At 72.8% G+C, this 25,154-nt stretch carries 2 protein-coding genes; both read left to right on the top strand.

Annotated elements, in window-relative coordinates; all coding sequences use genetic code 11:
- Window positions 1–5,046: an amino acid adenylation domain-containing protein gene (locus tag OHN19_RS19475; protein ID WP_330265406.1), complete on the top strand. Its 5,046-nt coding sequence runs from the start codon at window positions 1–3 to the stop codon at window positions 5,044–5,046.
- Window positions 5,043–25,154: a non-ribosomal peptide synthase/polyketide synthase gene (locus OHN19_RS19470; RefSeq protein WP_330265405.1), complete on the top strand. Its 20,112-nt coding sequence runs from the start codon at window positions 5,043–5,045 to the stop codon at window positions 25,152–25,154. The genes OHN19_RS19475 and OHN19_RS19470 overlap by 4 nt, the downstream gene beginning before the upstream one ends.

Genomic DNA, 25,154 nt, shown 5'->3' with positions numbered 1-25,154 from the left:
GTGAACGCCGAACAGCGGTCGGGTGACGTCCCCGACATCCGTCCCCGGCCGTCGGCGGCCGGAGGCACCCCCCTTCTGCACGAGAGGTTCGCCGCACAGGCCCTGCGCACGCCGCACGCCGTCGCCGTCGTCGACGGCGCGCACACCGTGACGTACGCGGAGCTCGACCGTGCGGCCAACCGCATGGGGCACTTCCTGAGGGGGCTGGGGGCCGGGCCCGACTCCGTCGTCGGGGTCAGCCTGGAACGCGGCGCCGACCTGGTCGTCGCGCTGCTCGGGGTCTGGAAGGCGGGCGCCGCCTACCTGCCGCTGGACCCGGGGCAGCCGCCGGCCCGGCTGGCCGGGCTGGTCCGCGCGTCGGGCGCCCGGGTCGTCCTGGCCGGCCCGGCCCTCGAAGGCGCCGTACGTGACGCCGGTGCCCGCCGGGCAGGCTCCGACGAGGTGCCCGCCGACCTGCCGGACACCGCCCCCGCGGGCGGCACGGACCCGGACGGCGCCGCGTACACCGTCTTCACCTCAGGCTCCACCGGCACCCCCAAGTGCGTCGTCATCACCCACGCGGGCATCGCGAACCGCGTCGGCTGGACCGTGCGCACGCACGGCCTCGGCCCCGCCGACCGCATCCTGCAGAAGACGTCCATCGGCTTCGACGCGGCCGGCTGGGAGATCTTCGCCCCGCTGGTCACCGGCGGCAGCGTGGTCCTCGCCCCGCCCGGCGCCGAGCGGGACCCGGCGGCGCTGCTCCGCGCGGTGGCCGACTACCGCGTCACCGTCCTCCAGGTGGTCCCCTCCGTCCTGCGCGTCCTCGTCGAGGAAGGCGACTGGAGCGGCTGCGCGTCGCTGCGACTGCTGTTCTCCGCCGGTGAGGCACTGCACGGCGAACTCGTCGCCCGGCTGCGCCAGAAGGCCGGCCCGGCACTGGAGGTGTGGAACACCTACGGGCCCACCGAGTGCTCCATCGACATCACCGCCCAGGCCGTCGACCCGGAGCAGACCAGCGGCGCGATCCCCATCGGCCGTCCCCTTCCCGGGATGCGCGTCCTGGTCCTCGACCCGAACGGCGACCCCGTCCCGATCGGCACCCCGGGCGAGCTGTACGCGGGCGGGACCGGCGTGGCCCGCGGCTACCTGGGCCGCCCCGACCTGACCGCCGAACGCTTCGTGCCCGACCCCTGGGCGAGCGAGCCCGGCTCCCGCCTCTACCGCACCGGTGACCTGGTGCGCTGGCGCACCGACCGCACCCTCGACTACCTGGGCCGCCTCGACCACCAGGTCAAGGTCAACGGCGTCCGCATCGAGCCGGGCGAGATCGAGGCGGCGCTCGCCGCCCACCCCGGCGTCACCGGCGCGGTCGTCCTGCCGTACGAGGCGGAAGGCGGCAGCAAGCGGCTCGCCGCCCACCTCACCGTGACCGCTCCCGAGGGCACCGGCCCGTCGGCCGACGTGCTGCGCGCCTTCCTGCGCGAGCGGCTTCCCGAGAGCCACGTCCCGTCGTTCTTCCACACCCTCGACGCCTTCCCGCTCACCCCCAACGGCAAGGTCGACCGGGCCATGCTGCCCACCCCGGGCGAGATCGCCGCCGCCGACCAGCCGGCCTTCGTCACCCCGCGCACCGCGGCCGAACAGCTCGTCGCGGACGTCTGGGCCGACCTGCTCGCACTGGACCGGGTCGGCGCGCACGACGACTTCTTCGCGCTCGGCGGTTCCTCCCTCCAGCTGACCCGTCTCGCCGCCAGGCTGCGCGCCGCGTCCGGCACGCAGATCTCGCTGCGCGGACTGCTGCGGGCCACCACCGTCGAGGCACAGGCCGGGCTCATCGAGGTCCCCAGCGCCGACGAGAGCCCGATCGTGGCGGTCCCGCGCGACGGCGAGCTGCCGCTGTCGTCCGGCCAGCGCCGCCTGTGGTTCCTGGACCGCATGCACCCGGGCAGCCCCGAGTGGGTGGCCCCGCTCTTCCTGCGGCTGCCCGCCGGCACCGCCACCGACACCGTGCGGCGCGCCCTGGACGCGCTGTCCGCCCGCCACGAGGCGCTGCGCACCCGCTATCCGGACCGGGGCGGCGAGCCGTACCAGGTGATCGGTGAGGCCGGTGCGCAGCCGGTCGAACTCCGCGTCGAGGACACCTCCCGCGACGGTCTGGAGCAGCTGTTCCGCGAGCAGTTCGGGCGCGGCTTCGACCTGGCCGCGGGGCCGCTGTGGCGGGCGCTGCTGGCGCGCACCGGCGGCGACCACGTGCTGCTCCTCACGCTGCACCACATCACCGTCGACGGCTGGTCCACGGTGATCCTGGAGCGTGAACTGCGGGAGCTGTGCGCCGCGTTCGAGGCGGGCCGCACACCGCGACTGCCCGCACCCGCCGTGCAGTACGCCGACTACGGGGCCTGGCAGCACGCCCGGCTCACCGAGGAGTTCATCGCGGGCGAGCTCGCCCACTGGCGCACCGCGCTGGCCGGCATCGAGCCCCTCGACCTGCCCCTGGACCACCCCCGCCCGGCCGAACGCGACCCGCGCGGCGCCGTCGTGCCCTTCCGCGTCGAGCCCGAACTGGCCGACCGGCTCGTCGAGTTGGGCAAGGCGCACCGCGCGACGCCCTTCATGACGCTGCTCACCGCGTACGCCACCCTGATCGCCCGCTACACCGGCAGCTGGGACATCCCGGTGGGCACCCCCGTCGCCGGCCGTGGCCGCCCCGAGACCGAGGGCACCGTCGGCTTCTTCCTCAACTCCCTCGTCGTCCGGTGCGCACTGGACGCCGACCTCACCTTCGCCGACGCCCTCGACCGGGTCAGCCAGGCCGCGCGCGCCGCCTTCGCCCACCAGGAACTGCCCTTCGAGCGGCTCGTCGACGAACTCCAGCCCGAGCGCGACCTGTCCCGCACCCCGCTCTACCAGGTCGCCTTCGACCTGCACAGCGAGGGCGTCACCAGCGTCGCCACCGAGGACGAGGACATGGCGGCCTTCACCGCCGCCTGGCAGGTCGCCAAGACCGACCTCTCCCTGTTCATGCGCAGGACGGCGGACGGCGCCCTGGACGGCGTCCTCGAATACGCCGCCACGCTCTTCGAGCACGCCACCGTCGAGCGCCTCGCCGGACACTTCACCAGCCTCCTCCGGCGCGTCGCCGAGCAGCCCGACCTGCCGCTCGGCACGGCAGACTTCCTGTCGGCCGAGGAGCGCGGCCGGCTCCTCGCCGGCTGGAACGACACCGAGGTCTGCGCCGAGTCCGAGACCGTTCTCGCGCTCGTCGAGGCCTGGGCCACCGCCGACCCCGACGCCACCGCCCTCTCGTACGGCTCCCACAACGTCACCTACGGCGAGCTGGACACCCGCGCCAACCGCCTCGCGCATCTGCTGCGGGAGCGGGGAGTCGGCGCCGAGTCGCGGGTCGCGGTGCTCCTGGACCGGGGGCCCGAACTGGTCACGGCCCTGCTCGCGGTATGGAAGGCCGGCGGCGCCTACCTGCCCGTCGACCCCTCCTGCCCCGCCGAGCGGCTCACCGCGATGCGCCGGACCGCGGGCGCGCACACCGTGATCACGTCGAGCGCGTACACGGCGACCGCGGGGGACGGCACGCTCCTCGTCGACACCGACGCGGCCCGGATCGCGGCCGCGCCGGCCACCCGGCCCACCCGCACCGACGACCTCGACCGGCTCGCCTACGTCATCTTCACGTCGGGCTCCACCGGGACCCCCAAGGGGGTCGAGGTCACCCACCGCGGCCTCGTCAACCATGTCGCCTGGGCGGCCCGCGAGCTGGCGCCGCGTGACTACGGCGGGGCGCCCCTCTTCTCGTCCGTCGCCTTCGACCTCGTCGTCCCCAACCTGTGGGCGCCGCTGGTCACCGGGCAGCGGCTGTTCCTGCTGCCGCAGGACACCGACCTGTCCGAGCTCGGCAAGCACCTCGCCGAGGCCGAGCCGTTCAGCTTCGTGAAGCTCACCCCCGGACACCTCGACGTGCTCGCCCTCCAGCTGACACCGGCCCAGGCCGGCGCGCTGGCACCGGTCCTCGTCGTGGCGGGGGAGGCCTTCTCGCGGGCCACCCTGGAGCGGTGGCGGGCCCTGGCCCCCGACACCCGGCTGATCAACGAGTACGGGCCCACCGAGGCCTCCGTGGGCACCTGCGTCTTCGAGGTGCCCGAGGAGACCGCGGGGACCGGCATGGACGTCCTGCCGATCGGCCGGCCGCTGCCGAACATGACGATGTACGTCCTGGACGACCGGCTCCAGCCGGTGCCCGCCGGGGTCGCGGGCGAACTGTACGTCGGCGGCACCGGAGTGGCCCGCGGCTACGCCAACCGGCCCGACCTGACCGCCGAACGCTTCCTGCCCGACCCGTACGGCACCCCCGGTGCCCGCCTCTACCGCACCGGCGACCGGGTCCGCCGACGGGCCGACGGCAACGTCGAGTTCCTCGGCCGGTTCGACGACCAGGTCAAGATCCGCGGCTACCGCGTCGAACTCGGCGAGATCCAGGCCGTCCTGACCGGACACCCCGCCGTGCGCGAGGCGTTCCTCACCGTCCACACACTCGACAACGGTGAGAAACAGCTCGTCGCCCACTACGTCGCCGAGTCCGGCGGCGACCTCGCCGACACCCTCGCCGCGCACTGCGCCCAACGGCTGCCGGACTACATGGTCCCCACCGTCTGGACCCCGCACGACGCGCTGCCCCTCAACGCCAACGGCAAGGTCGACCGGCGCGCCCTGCCCGTCCCCGGCGCGGACACCGGGACGGCAGGCCGGGTGCCGCCGAGCGGACCCGTCGAGGAACGCATCGCCGAGATCTGGACCGAGCTGCTCGGCAGCCAGGTCGGAGCGCACGACAACTTCTTCCACGTGGGCGGCAACTCGATCCTCGCGATCCGGCTGATCTCCCGCATCCAGGAGGAGTTCGAGATCGATTTCGCGGTGCGGACGGTGTTTGAGGGACCCACGGTCGCGCGCCTCGCGGCCATCGTCGAGGAGCGCATCAGGGCGGAGATCGCCGCGCTCACCGACACCGAACTCGTGACGGACGAACTGCTGGTGAAGGGGTACGACGCATGACCGGGGACAAGGCTCAGACGGTCCGGGACGCCGCGGCACTGCGCGACGAGCTGCTGCGCCGCCGGATGACGGGCCGGCGCGGCGCGGGCCGGCGCACGACGGTGCCGCGCGCGGACCGCACGGCCCCGCTGCCGCTGTCGTACGGCCAGCAGCAGATGTGGTTCCTGAACCGGCTGGAGCCGAACAGCACCGAGTACCTGGTGCCGCTCGTGCTGCGGCTGCGCGGACCGCTGGACACCGGGGCGCTGGGCCGCGCCTGGCAGACCCTCCTGGAGCGCCACGAGATCCTGCGCACCCGCTACGCCCTCGCCGGTGACGAACCCGTCCAGGTCATCGACGCGCCGCGCCCCACCGTGCTCGACGTCACCGCGGTGACGGACGAGCGGAGCCTGCTGCGGGCCGTCGAGGACGACATGGGCCGGCCCTTCGACCTGGCCGGGGAGTGGCCGGTGCGCGCCCGGCTGCTGCGGCGGGCCGCCGACGACCACGTGCTGTCGGTCGTCTTCCACCACATCGCCTGCGACGCCTGGTCCACCGGCGTCCTCGGCCAGGAGCTCTCCGCCCTGTACGGCGCCTTCACCAGCGGCACCGACAACCCTCTGGCACCCCTGCCGGTGCAGTACGCCGACTACGCGGCCTGGCAGCGCGCCGAGCTGAACGGTGGCGCCCTGTCCCGCCAACTCGACTACTGGACCGCCCGGTTGGCGGACCTCGAGGTGCTGGAGCTGCCCACCGACCGGCCGCGTCCCGCCGTGCGGGACACCGCGGGTGACAGCGTGGCCTTCACCCTGCCCGCCCCGCTCGCGGCCCGCGTCCGCGAGACGGGCCGGCGCCAGGAGGCCACTCCCTTCATGGTGGTGCTCGCCGCCTTCCAGGGCCTGATCGGCCGCTACACCGGCCGCACCGACGTCGCGATCGGCACCATCGGCTCCGGACGCACGCTGCCCGAACTCCAGGGCCTGATCGGATACGGCATCAACAGCCTCGTCCTGCGCGGCAGCTGGAGCGCCGACGCGTCCTTCGGCGAGCTGCTCGACACCACCCGCTCCGCCGTGCTCGACGCCTTCGACCACCAGGCCGTGCCCTTCGCGCAGCTCGTGGACCGGCTCCAGCCGGAGCGCGACATGTCCCGCACGCCGCTCTACCAGGTGGCGTTCACCATGCACGGCGAGCGGACGGCCGCCTTCGAGCTGGCCGGCGTCACAGCGGAGCCGTACCTCGGCACCGGCAACATCGCGAAGACGGACCTCGACCTCCAGCTGACCGAGGGTGCCGACGGCTCGCTCACCGGCCGCTTCGAGTACGCCACCGCCCTGTTCGACCACGCGACCGTGGAGCGCATGGCGGACCACCTCCTGCGACTCCTCGAAGCCGTCACCACCGACCCGGCCGCACGCCTGTCCGCGGCCGACATCCTCGGCGCCGAGGAGCGGGCCGTGCTCGCGGGCGGTCCTGAGCGCGTGGAGCCGGTGACCCGGCGGGTTCACGAGGTCTTCGCGGCGCAGGTGGCGCGTACGCCGGATGCCGTGGCGGTGGTGTTCGAGGGCCAGGAGCTCTCGTACGCGGAGCTGGACGTGTGGGCGAACCGCATCGCGCATCTGCTGCGTTCGAAGGGGGTGGGTCCGGAGGACCTGGTCGGCGTCTGCCTGGAACGCGGCATCGAGCTGATGCCCGCGCTGCTGGGTGTGCTGAAGGCGGGGGCCGCATATCTGCCCCTGGACCCGGCCAACCCCGCCGACCGGTTGGCCTACATCGTCAAGGACGCGAAGGCTCCGGTGGTGCTGACCACGGCCGGACAGGCCGCAGTTCTGGACGGGCGCTACGACGGCGACGTCATCGAACTCGACACCGCAGCGGCCCTTCTGGCCGCCCAGCCCGGTACCGATCCCCTCGTCGGTGGCAGTCCGCAGAACCTGATCTACACGATCTACACGTCGGGTTCCACGGGCCGCCCCAAGGGCGTTGCCCTCACCCACGAGAACGTGGTGCGTCTCCTCGCGCGCGGTCAGGAGCACTACGCCTTCGCCGAGACCGATGTGTGGCCGCTGTTCCACTCCTACGCCTTCGACGTGTCGGTGTGGGAGATGTGGGGTGCGCTGCTGCACGGCGGTCGTCTCGTGGTGGTCCCGTTCGCGGTCACCCGTTCCCCGGAGGAGTTCCTCGATCTGCTGGTCGAGCAGGGTGTGACGGTCCTGAACCAGACGCCGTCGGCGTTCCGTGCGCTGGTGGGTGCGGCCCGTGACGGGGATCCGCGCATCGACCGGCTTGCTCTGCGGGCTGTGGTCTTCGCCGGTGAGAAGCTGGAAGTCGCCGACCTGAGGCCGTGGACCGACCGGCTCGGCCTCGCCGATATCGCCCTGGTGAACATGTACGGGATCACCGAGACCACCGTGCACACCACCTACCGGCGACTCACGGACGCGGACCTCGACCCGCAGGCCGGCAACCCGATCGGGCGGCCCCTTGCCGACCTGACCGTCCATCTCCTCGACAGCAACGGCGAGTTGGTGCCGATCGGGGTGCCGGGTGAGATCCATGTCGGCGGTCCGGGTGTGGCCCGTGGCTATCTGAACCGCCCCGAGCTGACCGCCGAGCGGTTCGTCCCCGACCCGTACGGACCGGCCGGCGCCCGCCTCTACAAGAGCGGCGACCTGGCCCGCCGGCTCCCCGACGGCCAGTTGGAGTTCCTGGGCCGCGCCGACGACCAGGTCAAGATCCGCGGTTTCCGCATCGAACTCGGCGAGATCGAGAACGCCCTCGCCGCTCACGAGGCGGTCCGCGACGCGGTCGTCCTGGTCCGCGAGGACACCCCCGGCGACGTCCGGCTCGTCGCCTACGTGACGGCGGGCGACTCCGGCGCCCCCACCCCGGCCGAGCTGCGCACCCTGCTCGCCGCCGCACTGCCCGAGTACATGGTCCCGGGTGCCTTCGTCGTCCTCGACCGACTGCCGCTGACCACCAACGGCAAGCTCGACAAGCGCGCCCTGCCCGCGCCCGGCCAGGACGCGGTCGGCGCGTCGGCGTACGTCGCCCCGCGCACCGTCGTCGAGGAGCGGATCGCCGAGGTCTGGCAGGACGTGCTCGGCCTCGATCGGGTGAGCGTCGAGGACGGCTTCTTCGAGCTCGGCGGCCACTCCATCCGGGCGGTCACCCTCGTCGGACGACTGCGTGCCGTCGGGTACGACCTGGCCGTACGTGACGTCTTCGAGTACCGCACCGTCGCGCGCATCGCCGAACTCGTCACCGGTCGCCCGGCGCCGGCCGCCCGGCCCACCACGGTCGCCCCGTTCTCCCTGGTGGCGGACGAGGACCGGGACCGGCTCCCGGAAGGCCTCGCGGACGCCTACCCGCTGTCGCAGGTCCAGCTCGGCATGGTCGTCGAGATGCTGACCGACGACGGAAAGCACCCGTACCACAACGTCACCTCCTTCCGAATACGCGACGAACAGCCCTTCTCCGAGGCGGCGTTGCGGGAGGCGGCGGCCGTCGTCGTCGCCCGGCACGACGTCCTGCGCACCTCCGTGGACCTCGCCACGTACTCCGTACCCCTGCAACTCGTGCACGCCCACGCCGACATGGCCGTCGGGGTACGAGACCTCAGCTCCCTCGGTGACGAGGAACTCCTGCTCTCACTGCGGGAGTTCACGGCCACCGAGCGCGCCGACCTGTTCGACCTGGCCACCGCCCCGCTGCTTCGGCTGCACGCGCACCTCGCGGGCGACGGCAGTTGGTGGCTCACCAACACCGAGTGCCACGCGATCCTGGACGGCTGGAGCCACCACTCCTTCCTGATGGAGGTCCTGGAGGAGTACCGGCGGATCCGGGACGGCGACCCCGCCCCGTCCGCCGCGACGGACGAGCCCACGGCCCGCTTCGCGGACTTCGTCGCCGCCGAACTGACGGCGCTCGCCTCGCCGGAGTCACGCGGCTACTGGCAGGACATCGTCACCGACCACGCCCGGCTGTCCGTCCCGGCTCCCTGGACGGGCGACGACCAGGACGCCGGACAGCCCTACCGCGTGCCCGTCCCCTTCCACGACCTGGAGGACCGGCTGCGGGCGCTGGCGACGAAGGCGGGCGGGTCGCTCAAGAGCGTGCTGCACGCGGCGCACCTGAAGACGATGAGCCTGATCACCGAGGAGGAGCGCTTCTTCACCGGCCTCGTCTGCAACGCCAGGCCCGAAGTCCTCGGCGCGGACCGGGTGTACGGCATGCATCTCAACACCCTGCCCTTCGCCTACGACCGCTCCGCCCGCACCTGGCGTGAGCTCGTCGGCCAGGTCTTCGCCCGCGAGATCGAACTCTGGCCGCACCGGGCCTACCCCATGCCCGTCATCCAGCGTGAACTCGCCGACGGTGAGCGCCTGATCGACATGCGCTTCAGCTACCACGACTTCGACCAGGTCGACCGGGACCGGGTCGACTACCTGGCGAGCATCGACGACAGCCCGACCGAGTTCCCGCTCGGCGTCTCCGCCCGCGTCGGTCACCTGGTCCTCACGGCCTCGCCCCGCGCTCTGAGCAGGGAGGCCACCGACCGTCTCGCCGGGATGCTCCGCTCGGTCCTGGAGGCGATGGCGGCGGACCCGGAGGGCTCGGCGCGGGAGGCGCATCTGCCGGCGGAGGAGTACCGGCGTCAGGTGGTGGAGTGGAACGAGACGGCTCACGAGGCCGAGACCCAATCGGTGCTGGAGTTGTTCGAGGCGCAGGTGCTGCGGACTCCGGAGGCCACGGCGGTCCGTTCCGGCGAACTGAGCCTTTCGTATGCGGAGTTGGATGCGCGGGCGAATCAGATCGCGCACTTCCTGCGGGAGCGTGGGGTCGGTCACGAGTCGCGGGTGGCCGTGCTGCTGGACCGTGGTCCGGAGCTGATCGCGTCGCTGCTGGGTGTGTGGAAGGCGGGCGCGGCCTACGTGCCGATCGATCCGTCGTCTCCGGCCGAGCGGGTCGCGGCGATCGTGGAGACCTCGGGCGCTCTGGTGGTCCTGGATGACGCGCGGGCGTCGGTGGCGCACCTGCCGGTGACGGCACCCGAGCGTGTCGATGACCTGGACCGGCTGGCGTACGTCATTTTCACGTCGGGTTCGACGGGGACACCGAAGGGCGTCGAGATCGCGCACCGCGGCTTGGTCAACCATGTCGCTTGGGCGGCAAGGGAGTTGGCCTCGCAAGGGTCGGGTGGGGCGCCGTTGTTCTCGTCGGTGGCGTTCGATCTGGTGGTGCCGAATCTGTGGGCGCCGCTCGTCGTCGGGCAGGCCGTGCACACGGTGTCCGGGTCGGTCGACATGGCTGATCTCGGTGCGCACCTGGTGCGGCAGGGCCCGTACAGCTTCATCAAGCTCACCCCGGGACATCTGGAGATCCTCGGCCACCAGTTGGACCCCGAGACGGTGGCGTCCCTGGCCGGAGTGGTCGTGGTCGCCGGTGAGGCGCTGCCCGGTGAGGTCGCGGGCCGCTGGCTCGCCGCACTCGGACCGGGCCGGCTCATCAATGAGTACGGTCCGACCGAGGCTTCTGTCGGGACCTGCGTCTACCCGGTGAACCAGGCAGAGCCGTCGGAGGTCGTGCCGATCGGCCGGCCGCTGCCGAACATGACGATGCATGTCCTGGACGCGCTGCTCCAGCCCGTTCCGGTGGGTGTGGCGGGGGAGTTGTACGTCGGCGGCACCGGAGTGGCCCGGGGCTACGCGAACCGCGCCGACCTGACCGCTGAGCGGTTCCTGCCGGACCCGTACGGGCCCGCCGGGTCGCGGTTCTACCGCACCGGTGACCTGGTGCGCCGGCGGGGGGACGGGAACGTGGAGTTCCTGGGCCGGCTGGACGACCAGGTCAAGATCCGCGGCTACCGCATCGAACTCGGCGAGGTCCAGGGCGTCCTGGCCGCCCACCCCGCCGTACGCGAAGCGTTCGTGACCGTGCACCACACGGACACCGGGGACAAGCAGCTCGCCGCCTACTACACGACCGCGGACGGTGAACCCGTCGAGGACCTGGCCGCGTTCTGCGGCCTGCGGCTGCCCGACTACATGATCCCGGCCACCTTCACCCCCCTGACCGCCCTCCCCCTCAACGCCAACGGCAAGATCGACCGCCGCGCCCTGCCCACCCCCGACACAGACGGCGAGCAGACCGGGCAGGACGACCACATCGCCCCGCGCACCGACGTCGAGGAGCAGATCGCCGCCGTCTGGCGCCGGGTCCTGGAGCGTGAACGGGTCTCGGTGGACGACGACTTCTTCGACGTCGGCGGCCACTCCATCCGCGCCGTCGCCCTCGTCGGCGCGCTGCGCGCCGCGGGCTTCGACATCGGGGTGCGCGACGTCTTCGAGTACCGCACCGTCGCCAGGCTCGCCGAACTCCTCACCGGCCGGCCCGCGCCCGAGAAGGCCGCGCTGACCGGCGTGGCACCGTTCGCGCTCCTCCCGGAGACGGACCGGGACGCGCTGCCCGCCGGCGTCCAGGACGCCTACCCGCTCTCCCTGGTGCAGACCGGCATGGTCGTCGAGATGCTCGCCGAGGAAGGCGGCAACAAGTACCACAACGTCAGCCTCTTCCGGATCCAGGACCCGGCCGGCGCCCCCTTCGACGTAATGGCGCTGCGCGCGGCCGCCCGCACGGTCACCGGCCGCCACGACATCCTGCGCACGTCGATCGAGCTGGCCGCCTACTCGGTGCCCGTGCAGCTCGTGCACGAGCACGCCGAAGTGCCCGTCACCGTCCACGACCTGCGCGGCCTCGCGACCGACGAGCAGCGCGCCGAGGCGCTGGCCGGCTTCCGCCGCGACGAGGGCTCCCGGCTCTTCGACCTGACGGCCGCCCCGCTGCTGCGGATCGCCGCCCTCGTCGACGCCGACGACTCCTGGTACCTGGGCCTGACCCAGCCGCACGTCGTCACCGAGGGCTGGAGCCACCACTCCCTGCTGATGGAGATCCTCGACTGCTACCGGCAGCTGAGGGACCACGGCGTCGCGGACCCGCACGAGCCGATCGCCGTCCGGTACGCCGACTTCATCGCAGGCGAGCTGGAGTCCCTGAACTCCGCCGAGGACCGCGCCTACTGGCAGCACACCCTCGACACGCACGTGCCCTTCGAGCTGCCCGCCTCCTGGGCCGAGGCGGACGGTCCGCGCCGCCCCTCCCGGGCTCGCGTCGACCTGCGCGGGCTGGAGCGTCCGCTGCGGGCGTTCGCGGCCGCGGCCCGGGTGTCGTACAAGAGCGTCCTGCATGCCGCCCACCTGAAGGTGATGAGCATGCTGACGGACGAGCCGGCGTTCTTCACCGGCATCGTCTCGCACGGCCGCCCCGAAGCCCTCGGCGCGGACCGGGTGTACGGCATGCACCTCAACACGCTGCCGCACCCCTTCGACCGGGACTCCGCCGCCACCTGGCGTGAGCTGGCCCAGCAGGTCTTCGCCCGCGAGGCCGGCACCTGGCCGCACCGCCGCTACCCGCTGCCCGCGATCCAGCGGCTGGCCGGCGGCCACCGGCTGATCGACGTGGTCTTCAACTACCTCGACTTCCACCAGGTCGACACCGGCCAGGTGGACATGGCGGGCGCGGTGCACGACGCCGCCACCGAGTTCGCCCTGCACGTCTCCGTGCTCGGCGGACACCTGGGGCTCAGCAGCCACACCCACGCCCTCGGCACCCGACACGTCGAGCGGCTGGCCGCCCTGTACCAGGCGGTCCTGGAGGCGATGGCCGCCGACCCGGACGGTGACGCCCGCGTCGACCTGCTGCCGCGGGGCGAGCGCGAACTGCTCGCCGCGCTGACCGGTCCGGCGCCCGCCGCCGCACCCCGCACCGTGCCCGCGCAGTTCGCCGCGCACGTCGCCCGCACCCCGGACGCCACCGCGCTCGTGCACGAGGGCACCACCCTCACGTACGCCGAACTCGACGCCCGGGCCAACCGGCTCGCCCACCACCTGACCGGCCTCGGCGTCGGCCCCGAGACGTTCGTCGGGATCAGCGTCGAACGCGGCCCGGACCTGGTCGTCGGCCTGCTCGGCATCATGAAGGCCGGCGGCGCCTACGTGCCGCTCGACCCGGCCTACCCGGCCGACCGCCTCGCGTACATGCTGGCGGACTCCGCGCTGCCCGTCCTGGTCACCCAGGAACACCTCCTGGCGAGCCTGCCCGCCCACGACGCGGCCGTCGTCCTCCTCGACGGGGACGCCGACCGGATCGCCGCCCGGCCCGCCACCGCGCCCGAGGTCGTCATGGACGTCGACCACGCGGCCTACGTCATCTACACCTCGGGCTCCACGGGCCGCCCCAAGGGCGTCGTCGTCACCCACCGCGGCACCCGCAACCTCGCCGACGCGCAGGCCGACGCCTTCGGGATCGCGCCCGGCGACCGCGTGCTGCAGTTCGCCTCGGTCAGCTTCGACGCGGCGTTCGCCGACCTCGCCCAGACGATCCTGTCCGGTGCGACGCTGGTCCTCGCCCCCGCCGACCGGCTGATGCCCGGTCCCGAACTGACCTCGCTCACCGCCGAGCACGCGGTCACCCATCTCACCCTGCCGCCCACCGTGCTCACCGTGCTCTCCCCGGACGACGGCCTGCCGGCCGCCGCGACCCTGGTGGTCGCGGGCGAGGCCTGCACCCCCGACCTGGTGGCCGCCTGGTCGCCCGGGCGGCGCATGCTCAACGCGTACGGGCCCACCGAGACGACCGTCTGCGCCTCCGTCAGCGCGCCGCTGGCCGGGGCCGTGACCCCGCCGATCGGCCGCCCCATGCCCGGCTTCGTGCTGCGGGTGCTCGATGCCGCGATGCGGCCGGTGCCCGCGGGCGTCCCCGGCGAGCTGTACGTCGCCGGAGTGGGCCTCGCCCGCGGCTACCACGGCCGCCCCGGGCTGACCGCCGAGCGCTTCGTGCCCGACCCGTACGGGGACGAGCCCGGCGCCCGCCTGTACCGCACCGGTGACGCGGTGCGGCTGCTCGACGACGGCCAGCTCGAGTTCATCGGCCGTATCGACAACCAGGTCAAGCTGCGCGGCTTCCGCATCGAACCCGGCGAGATCGAGACGGCCCTGGCCCGCCTCGAGGAGGTCAGGGACGCCGTCGTCGTCGTCCGCGAGGACACCCCCGGCGACAAGCAGCTCACGGCCTACGTCAGCGCGGCCGACGGTCACACCCTCGCCCCCGCCGCCCTGCGCGCCGCCCTCACGGGCGCCCTGCCCGACTACATGCTGCCCGCCGCCTACGTCACCCTCGACGCCCTCCCGCTCACCGCCAACGGCAAGGTCGACAAGCGGGCACTGCCCGCCCCCGACCGTTCGGCGCTCGCCGCCGACGCGGCCTACGTCGCGCCCCGCACCCGTGCCGAGGAACGCATCACCGAGGTCTGGCAGAACGTCCTCGGCGTCGACCGGATCGGCGTCCACGACAGCTTCTTCGACCTGGGCGGCGACTCGATCCGCGCGGTCTCGCTGATCGGCGCCCTGCGCGAGGCCGGCTTCGACCTCGGAGTGCGGGAGATCTTCGAGGGCCGTACCGTCGCGGCCGCCGCCGAACTAGCCACCGGCCGCCCCGCCCCCGCCGAGCCGGAGCCGGGGGTCGCCCCCTTCGCCCTGGTCACCGCCGCGGACCGCGACCGGCTGCCGGCCGGCCTCGACGACGCCTACCCGCTCTCGCAGGTGCAGATCGGCATGGCCGTCGAGATGCTCACCGACCCGGCGGGTGCCAAGTACCACAACGTCAGCGTCAACCGGATCCGCGACGGCGTGCCCTTCGACGCCGAGGCGCTGGCCGGCGCGGTCCGCCTGGTCACGGCACGCCACGACGTGCTGCGCACGTCGTTCCGGCTCGACGGCTTCTCCGTACCGCTGCAGTTGGTGCACACCGAGGCCACCGCCCCGGTCGCCGTCCACGACCTGCGCGGGCAGGACCCCGCCGCGCAGAACGCGGCGCTCGGCGCGTTCGTCACCGCCGAGAAGGCAGACGTCTTCGACCTGTCGGTCGCCCCGCTCCTGCGGGTCGCCGCGCTCGTCGAGAGCGACCAGGCCTGGCACCTCGCCCTCACCGAGTCGCATGCCGTCACCGAGGGCTGGAGCTACCACGCCCTGATGATGGAACTCCTCGACACCTACGAGCAGTTGAGGTCCGGCACGGCGCCCGTCGAGGTCACCGCGCCCGGTGTGCGCTTCGCCGACTTCATCGCCGCCGAACTGGCGTCCCTGGAGTCCGACGAGGACCGCGCGTACTGGCGGCGGATCACCGACACGTACGAGAAGTTCGAACTGCCCGCCCCCACCGCGACGACCGGCCCGGCGGAGAGCTACCGGGTCCGGGTGCCGCTGCACGACCTGGAGCCGCGGCTGCGCACGTTCGCGTCGACGGCCCAGGTCTCCCTGAAGGCCGTCCTGCACGCCGCCCACCTGAAGGTGATGAGCCAGCTCACCGCCGAGGAGTCCTTCTTCACCGGACTCGTCACCGACACCCGCCCCGAGGCGGCGGGCGCCGACCGCGTCTACGGCATGTACGTCAACACCGTGCCCTTCGCCGTCGACCGCACCGCCCGCACCTGGCGGGAACTGGTCCGGCAGGTCTTCGACCAGGAAGTCGCGCTCTGGCCGCACCGCCAGTACCCGATGCCCGAGATGCAGCGACAGGCGAGCGGCCGCCGGCTCGTCGGCGTGGTCTTCAACTACCAGGACTTCCGGATGGTCGACACCGACCTCGTGGACGTCGAGTCCGGAATGGGCTCCGGCGGCATCGAGTTCGGACTCGCCGTCACCACCCTGGCCGGCCACCTGAACCTGAAGACCAGCACCGCCAGCCTCTCCCGCACGGACACGGACCGCCTCGCGGGCATGTACCGCGCGGTCCTGGAGTCCATGGCCGCCGACCCGCAGGGCGACGCCCGGGCCGCGTACCTGCCGCCGGGGGAACGGGACGTGCTGCTCGCCGACTGGACCACCCGGCCCACGGCGCCCAAGGACCCCCGTACCGTCCACGGCGTCTTCGAGGAGCAGGCCGCCCGCACCCCGGACGCGGTCGCCGTCACCTTCGAGGACACCCGGCTCACCTACGCCGAACTCAACGCACGCGCCAACCGCGTCGCCCACCTGCTGCGCGCCCGCGGCGTCGGACCGCAGACCCTGGTCGGCGTCTGCCTGGAGCGCTCCGCCGCGCTGGTGCCGGCGCTCCTCGGCGTCCTCAAGGCGGGCGGCGCCTACCTGCCGCTCGACCCGGCCTACCCCGCCGACCGCCTCGGCTACATCGCGGCCGACGCACAGGCCCCCGTCGTCCTCACCGAACGGTCCGCGGCCGGCACCCTGGAGGGCCGCTACGACGGTGAGCTGATCGTCCTCGACGAGGACCCGGCGCTGCTCGCGGCGCAGCCCACGGACGACCCGGCCCCGCTCGCCACCGCGGACGACCTGATCTACGTCATCTACACCTCGGGCTCCACCGGAAAGCCCAAGGGCGTCTGCCTCAGCCACGCCAACGTGCTGCGGCTGTTCACCGTCACCGAGGAGCAGTTCCACTTCGGCCCGGCGGATGTGTGGACGCTCTTCCACTCCTACGCTTTCGACTTCTCCGTGTGGGAACTGTGGGGAGCCCTGCTGTACGGCGGCCGGCTCGTCGTCGTCCCGCAGCGGGTGTCCCGCTCGCCCGAGGACTTCCTCGGCCTGCTCGCCGACGAGCGGGTCACCGTCCTCAACCAGACGCCGTCCGCGTTCCGCTCCCTGGTCGGCGCCGCCCGCGACGGCGACCCGCGCATCGACCGGCTCGCCCTGCGCTCCGTGGTCTTCGGCGGCGAGAAGCTGGAGGTCGGCGAACTCGCCCCGTGGGCCGAGCGGCTGGGCCTCGACACCCCGCAGCTCATCAACATGTACGGGATCACCGAGACCACGGTCCACGTCACCCACCACCGGCTGACCCCGGCCGACCTGGCGACCCCGCTCGCCAGCCCGGCCGGCGGCCCCCTCGGCGACCTGCGGACCGTCCTCCTCGACCGCGACGGCCACCTGGTCCCGCTCGGGGTGCCCGGCGAGATCCACGTCGGCGGCCCCGGCGTCGCCCGCGGCTACCTCGACCGGCCCCGGCTGACCGCCGAGCGCTTCGTGCCCGACCCGTACGGGGACGAGCCCGGCGCCCGCCTCTACCGGTCCGGCGACCTGGCCCGCAGGCTCCCCGACGGGAGCCTGGACTTCCTCGGCAGGATCGACGACCAGGTGAAGATCCGCGGCTTCCGCATCGAGCTCGGCGAGATCTCCGCCGCGCTCGGCGCCCACCCGCAGGTGCGCGACGCCGTCGTCGTGCTCCGCGAGGACACCCCCGGCGAGAAGCGGCTGGTCGGCTACTTCGTGCCGGCCGACGGCGAGGTCCCCGGTCTGGCCGAACTGCGCGGCCACCTCGCGCGGACCCTGCCCGACTACATGGTCCCCGCGGCCTACGTGTCCCTCGACGGCATCCCGCTCAACGCCAACGGCAAGCTCAACCGGCGTGCGCTGCCCGCCCCGACGCAGACCGCGCTCGCCTCGGACACCACCTACCTCGCCCCGCGCACCGACGCCGAACGGCACATCGCCGCCGTCTGGCAGGACGTCCTCGGGGTCGACCGGATCGGCGTCCACGACAGCTTCTTCGACCTGGGCGGCGATTCCATCCGGGCCGTGCCGCTGGTCGGCGCCCTGCGCGCCGCCGGCTTCGACATCGGCGTGCGCGAGGTCTTCGAGCACCGCACGGTCGCCCGGCTCGCCGAGCTCGCCACCTGGCAGGACCCGACTCAGGGGGAGGCAGGGGTGCCGCCGTTCGCACTCATCACGGACGAGGACCGGGCGAAGCTGCCCGCGGGCGCCCACGACGCCTACCCGCTCTCGCAGGTACAGGCCGGCATGGTCGTCGAACTGCTCGCCGACGACGGGCGCAGCAACTACCACAACGTGACCTCGTTCCGCGTCAAGGACGAGACGCCGTTCTCCGCCGCCGCGCTGACCGAGGCCGTCCGGCTCGTGACCGCCCGCCACGACGTGCTGCGCACGTCGGTGCACGCCACCGGCTACTCCGTACCGATGCAGGTGGTCCACGCGGACGTCCCGGTCACCGTCCCGGTGCACGACGTCACCGGACTCGGCCGGACGGACCTGGAGAGCACCCTGCGCGGCTACGTCACCGCGCAGCGCGAGGACCTGTTCGACCTGTCCACGGCGCCGCTGCTGCGGGTGGCCGCCCACATCGAGGGCGAGGGCGCCTGGTGGCTCACCCTCACCGAGTCGCACGTGATCCTGGAGGGCTGGAGCCACGCCTCACTGGTCAGGGAGATCCTGGAGACCTACCGGGCGGTGCGCGAGGGCCGTCCCGTGGAGCACGAGGAACTCCCGGTCCGGTACGCGGACTTCATCGCCGGGGAACTGGCGGCCCTGGCCGACGACGGCGACCGCGCCTACTGGTCCGGCATCGTCAGCGAGCACGCCAGGTTCGAGCTCCCGGCCGGCTGGGCCGAGGCCGAGGACAAGCCCGCGGGCTCCCACCGCGTCAAGATCACCTTCGGTGACCTGGCCGACGACCTGCGCGCCCTGGCCGCCACCACCGGCGCCTCCTTCAAGAGCGTGCTGCACGCCGCCCACCTGAAGGTGATGAGCCAGCTCACCGGCGACGCCGCCTTCTTCACCGGTCTGGTCTGCCACGGCAGGCCCGAGGTCGCGGGCGCCGAGCGGGTCTACGGCATGCACCTCAACTCGCTGCCGTTCGCGCACGACCGGCGCGCCCGCACCTGGCGGGAGCTGGTGGGCCAGGTCTTCCAGCGGGAGCTGGAGGTCTGGGACCACCGCCGCTACCCGATGCCCGCCATTCAGCGCGAGGCACGTGCGGGCCGGCTGATCGACGTCCTGTTCAACTTCGTCGACTTCCGCCAGGTGGACGACGAACTGGTCGACTCGGACGTCCGCATCAGCGAGACGCCCACCGAGTTCGGGCTCTCCGCCCACGCCACCGCCGACACCCTCGTCCTCTCCACCTCCACCCAGGTCCTCGGCCGGGCCCACGCCGAACGGCTCGCCGGCATGTACCGGGCGGTCCTGGAGTCGATGGCCGCCGACACCGACGGCGACGCCCGCGCGATGTACCTGCCCGCGGGCGAGCGCGAGCGGCTGCTCGGCGAACAGAGCACCGAGTCCGCCGAGCCGGTCACCCGCCGGGTGCACGAGCTGTTCGAGGAGCAGGTGGCCAGGACGCCGGACGCCGACGCGGTGACCAGCGGCGAAGTGACCCTGTCCTACGCGGAGTTGAACGCGCGGGCGAACCGGATCGCGCGGGTGCTGCGGGCCAGGGGAGTGGGTCCCGAGACGCTGGTCGGGCTCTGCCTGGAACGCGGCGCGGACCTGTTGCCGGCGCTGCTGGGGGTGCTGAAGTCCGGTGCGGCGTACGTGCCGCTGGACCCGGCGAACCCGGTCGACCGCCTCGCGTACATCGTCGAGGACACGGCGGCACCGCTGGTCGTGACGACGTCGGCGCTGGCCGGGCTCTTCCCGGGCGAGGTGCTGCTCCTGGACGGCGACGCGGAGGCGATCGACGCCCAGGACGCGGCCGACCTCGGGGTCGGGGGCGACCCGGACAACCTGATCTACACGATCTACACGTCGGGTTCGACGGGGCGTCCCAAGGGGGTCGCGCTCACCCACGCCAATGTCGTACGGCTGATGTCGACGGCGCAGGAGCACTACGCGTTCGACGAGACGGACGTGTGGTCGCTGTTCCACTCCTACGCGTTCGACGTGTCGGTGTTCGAGATGTGGGGTGCGCTGCTGCACGGCGGCCGGCTCGTCGTCGTCCCCTTCACGGTCACCCGTTCCCCGGACGAGTTCCTCGACCTGCTCGTCGAGGAGGAGGTCACCGTCCTCAGCCAGACGCCGTCAGCGTTCCGCGGCCTGGTCGCGGCGGCCGGTGACGGGGACCGCAGGGTCAAGCAGCTGTCGGTACGTGCCGTGGTCTTCGCCGGTGAGAAGCTGGAGGTCGCCGACCTCAAGCCGTGGACCGACCGGCTGGGGCTTGCCCGTACCGCCCTGGTGAACATGTACGGGATCACCGAGACCACCGTGCACACCACCTACCACCGGATCACCAAGCGGGACCTCGATCCGCAGGCGGGCAACCCCATCGGGCGCCCGCTCAGCGACCTGCGCGTGCATCTCCTCGACGGCAACGGGGACTTGGTGCCGATCGGGGTGCCCGGCGAGATCCATGTCGGCGGCCCGGGAGTCGCTCGCGGCTATCTGAACCGGCCCGGGCTGACGGCGGAGCGGTTCGTGCCCGACCCGTTCGGTCCGGCGGGTTCGCGTCTCTACAAGAGCGGTGATCTGGCGCGTCGGCTCCCGGACGGGAGTCTGGAGTTCGTCGGGCGTGCTGATGACCAGGTCAAGATCCGCGGTTTCCGCATCGAACTCGGCGAGATCGAGAGTGTGCTGGGGGCGCATCCGGGGCTGCGGGACGCGGTCGTGGTGGTGCGTGAGGACGTGCCGGGTGACAAGCGGCTGGTCGGGTATGTCGTGGCGGTCGGCGACGGTGAGGTGCCGGGTCTGGGGGAGTTGCGGGCGTATCTGTCGGCGTCGTTGCCGCAGTACATGGTGCCGGCCGCGTTCGTGCCGCTGGCCGCCCTGCCGTTGACGACGAACGGCAAGCTCGACAAGCGGGCGCTGCCCGCTCCGGAGGGTGTCGCGCTGGGCAGCGACCGGGCCTATGTCGCCCCCCGTACCGAGGTGGAGGTGCTGATCGCCGGGATCTGGCGGGACGCCCTGTGTGTCGAGCGGGTCGGTGTCGAGGACGGCTTCTTCGACCTCGGCGGCGACTCCATCCGGGCCCTCGTCGTGGTCGGCGCACTGCGCGCCGCGGGCCACGACCTGGCGGTACGCGACGTCCTCGCCGCCCGCACCGTGGCCGCGCTCGCCGAGCTGGCCACCGGGCGGCCGGCCCCGTCCGCCGAGGCCGCCGCGCTGACCGCGCCGTTCGCCCTGGTCGCGGACGAGGACCGGGACCGGCTCCCGGTCGGGCTCGCCGACGCGTACCCGCTGTCGCAGGTCCAGCTCGGCATGGTCGTCGAGATGCAGAGCGGCGACAGCCGGCACAAGTACCACAACGTGGTCTGCGTCCGGATCCGCGACGAGCAGCCCTTCTCCCCGGAGGCGCTGCGTACGGCGGCGGCGGTGCTCACCGCCCGCCACGAGGTGCTGCGCACGTCCCTGGACCTCACCGCGTACTCCGTACCGATGCAGCTGGTGCACACGAACGCCGCACCCGTCGTCACCGTCCGGGACCTCCAGGGCCTGACCGCGCAGGAACTCGCGGACGCCATGAAGCAGTTCACCACCGACGAGCGCGCCGAGCTCTTCGACCTCGCGGCGGCTCCGCTGCTGCGGCTCGGCGCACACGTCGAGAGTGACGGCGCCTGGTGGCTGTCGGTGACCCAGTGCCACGTCATCCTGGACGGCTGGAGCCACAGCAATCTCCTGATGGAGGTGCTCGGCGAGTACCGGCGCGCCAGGAACGGCGAGGCACCCGGCGACGACCCGACGGCCGCCGTCAGGTTCGCCGACTTCATCGCCGCCGAACGCGACGCGCTCGCCTCCACCGAGGACCGCGCCTACTGGCGGGAGATCGTCGAGAACCACGACCGCTTCGCCCTGCCGGCCGGCTGGGCCGAGCGCGCCGACTCGGCGCCGGTCGCCTGCCGCAGCAGGATCCCGTACGCGGACCTGGAGGAGCCGCTGCGCGCCCTGGCCTCGGCCGCCGGTGCCTCGCTGAAGAGCGTGCTGCACGCGGCGCACCTGAAGACGATGAGCCTGCTCACCGACCAGGAGCGCTTCTTCACCGGCCTCGTCTGCAACGCCAGGCCCGAGATCCTCGGCGCCGACGCCGTGTACGGCATGCACCTCAACACCCTGCCCTTCGCCCACGACCGCTCGGCCCGCACCTGGCGCGACCTGGTGGCGCAGGTCTACGGCAGGGAGACCGAACTGTGGGCGCACCGCGCCTTCCCGATGCCGGTCATCCAGCACGAACTGGCCGCCGGTGACCGCATCATCGAAGCGCCCTTCACCTACCAGGACTTCCGGCAGATCGACCACGGCCTGATCGACACCAAGGCCACGGTCGGCGAGGGCGCCCTCGAGTTCGGGCTGCGGGTCTCGGCGCTCGGCGGATCGATCAACCTGCACGCCAGCAACCACGTCGTGGACCAGCGGCACCTCGACGGTGTCGCGGCCATGTTCCGCTCGGTCCTGGAGGCGATGGCGGCGGACCCGGAGGGTTCGGCGCGGGAGGCGCACCTGCCGGCGGAGGAGTACCGGCGCCAGGTGGTGGAGTGGAACGAGACAGCTCACGAGGCCGAGACCCAATCGGTGCTGGAGTTGTTCGAGGCGCAGGCGCTGCGGACGCCGGAGGCCACAGCCGTCCGTTCCGGCGAACTGAGCCTTTCCTACGGGGAGTTGGATGCGCGGGCGAATCAGGTCGCGCACTTCCTGCGGGGACGCGGCGTCGGTCACGAGTCGCGCGTGGCAGTGCTCCTGGACCGCAGTCCGGAGCTGATCGCGTCGCTGCTGGGCGTGTGGAAGGCGGGCGCGGCCTACGTGCCCATCGATCCGTCGTCCCCGGCCGAGCGGGTCGCGGCGATCGTGGAGACCTCGGGCGCTCTGGTGGTCCTGGACGACTCGCGGCCGTCGGTGGCACACCTGCCGGTGACGCCACCGGACCGGGTCGATGACCTCGACCGGCTCGCGTACGTCATTTTCACGTCCGGTTCGACAGGGACGCCGAAGGGTGTCGAACTCCCGCACCGCGGCCTCGTCAACCACGTCGCCTGGGTGGCACGGGAGTGGCTGTCCCGGGGGACCACGGGCACCGCCCTCTTCTCGTCCGTCGCCTTCGACCTCGTCGTCCCGAACATCTGGGCACCGCTCGTCGCCGGCCAGGCCGTGCGCACCTTCTCCCAGGACATCGGTCTGGACCGGCTGGGCGAGCACCTGGCCACCGGCGCCCCGTACAGCTTCCTCAAGCTGACCCCGGGACACCTGGAGGTCCTCGCCCACCAGTTGGACGAGAAGGCCCTCGCGGCGCTGACCGGGACGGTCGTGGCCGGCGGGGAAGCCCTCCCCGGCGAGGTCGCCGGCCGGTGGCTCGACCTGCTCGGCCCCGGCGGAATGATCAATGAGTACGGTCCGACCGAGGCGTCCGTCGGTACCTGCATCCACCCGGTGACCGAGGCACTGCCCTCGGAGGTCGTGCCGATCGGCCGCCCCACCCCCAACATGACGATGTACGTCCTGGACGCGCTGCTCCAGCCGGTTCCGGTGGGTGTGGCGGGGGAGTTGTACGTCGGCGGCACCGGAGTGGCCCGGGGCTACGCGAACCGCGCCGACCTGACCGCTGAGCGGTTCCTGCCGGACCCGTACGGGCCCGCCGGGTCGCGGTTCTACCGCACCGGTGACCTGGTGCGCCGGCGGGCGGACGGGAACGTGGAGTTCCTGGGCCGGCTGGACGACCAGGTCAAGATCCGCGGCTACCGCATCGAACTCGGCGAGGTCCAGGGCGTCCTGGCCGCCCACCCCGCCGTACGCGAAGCGTTCGTGACCGTCCACCACACGGACACCGGGGACAAGCAGCTCGCCGCCTACTACACGACCGCGGACGGTGAACCCGTCGAGGACCTGGCCGCGTTCTGCGGCCTGCGGCTGCCCGACTACATGATCCCGGCCACCTTCACCCCCCTGACCACCCTCCCCCTCAACGCCAACGGCAAGGTCGACCGCCGCGCCCTGCCGAGCCCCGACACGGACGGCGAGGACACGGCACAGCGCCCCTACACGGCCCCCGTCACCGGGACCGAGAAGCTCATGGCGGGGCTGTGGGAGCAGACCCTCGGCCTGGACCGGGTCGGCACCGGGGACAACTTCTTCGAGCTCGGCGGCCATTCGATGCTCATCATCAAGGTGATGGCGGCCGCCCGGAAGCTGAAGCTGCCCATCACGCTCCAGATGTTCTACCAGACGCACACCCTGGCCGAACTGGCCACCGCACTGGACGCCGCCGTCGGCGCCGGCCCCACGGGGACGACCACCGGCAACTCCCCGGCGGCGCCCGCCGCCGACCGGCTGCCCGTCATGGACGAGCACCACATCCCCGGCGTCGCGGTCGCGGTCCTGCGCGACGGCGAGGTCGCGTCAATGCACGGCTACGGCGTCCTGGAGGCGGACTCGACGCGGCCCGTCACCCCGACGACGCTCTTCCAGGCCGGCTCGATCAGCAAGCACATCACCGCACTCGCCGTGCTGCGCCTGGTCGACGAAGGCACCCTCGACCTCGACACCGACGTCAACCCCCGGCTCACCGGGGGCTGGCAGGTCACCGACGCGGCCGGCACCCCGGTGGCCGTCACCCTGCGCCAGCTGCTCTCGCACTGGTCGGGCCTGGTGTCCGTGCCGTACGGCGGCATCGCCCCCGGCGCGGCACTGCCGCCGCTGTCCGAGCTGCTCGCCCAGGTGCACAGCGAGGTGGCACCCGGCACCAGGTTCCTGGTGTCCAACACCAACTACTGGGTGATCCAGCGGCTGTTGGAGGACGTGACCGGGCAGCCGTTCGCCGAGCTGATGCGCCGTACGGTCTTCGAGCCGCTGCGCATGGCGCACAGCAGCTTCGACCAGGACCACCCGGAGACCTCGGGCAGGCCGACGGCCGTCGGGCACGGACCGCTCGGCGACCCGGTCGAGGGCGGCTGGCGCGTCGGACCGCACCTCGCCTCCTCCGGGCTCTGGTCCACCGCGGCCGACCTCGCCAAGGTCGCCGTCGAAGTGCGCCGGGCCTACCTGGGCGAACCCTTCGCGTTCCTGTCGAAGCCGCTCGCCGAGGAACTGCTCACGCCCGTCGGCGAAGGCACCTTCTACGGCCTGGGCACGGTGGTCGACGGGGAGGCCCCCGCACTGGAGGCCGGGCACGGCGGCGAGCCGTACGGCTACCGCAACATGATGATCGTCCGGATCTCCGACGGCACCGGCTTCGTGGTCCTGACCAACGCCGCGTCGGGCCGTGCCGCCATCAAGGCCGTCTCGGCGGGCCTGCGCGAGCAGTCCGGTATCGGCGGCGGCGAACGCGCCGGGCAGTGGGCCCGGTGA

This window comes from Streptomyces griseorubiginosus (genome assembly GCF_036345115.1).
In the GTDB taxonomy this organism is placed as follows: domain Bacteria; phylum Actinomycetota; class Actinomycetes; order Streptomycetales; family Streptomycetaceae; genus Streptomyces; species Streptomyces griseorubiginosus_C.
Note: the sequence above shows the minus strand (reverse complement) of the source record. Positions and strands in the feature narration are given on the sequence as shown.

Bases quoted from the DNA above. Each gene is read 5' to 3' on its own strand.
- OHN19_RS19470 (WP_330265405.1), top strand. From the start codon at position 5,043: ATGACCGGGGACAAGGCTCAGACGGTCCGGGACGCCGCGGCACTGCGC.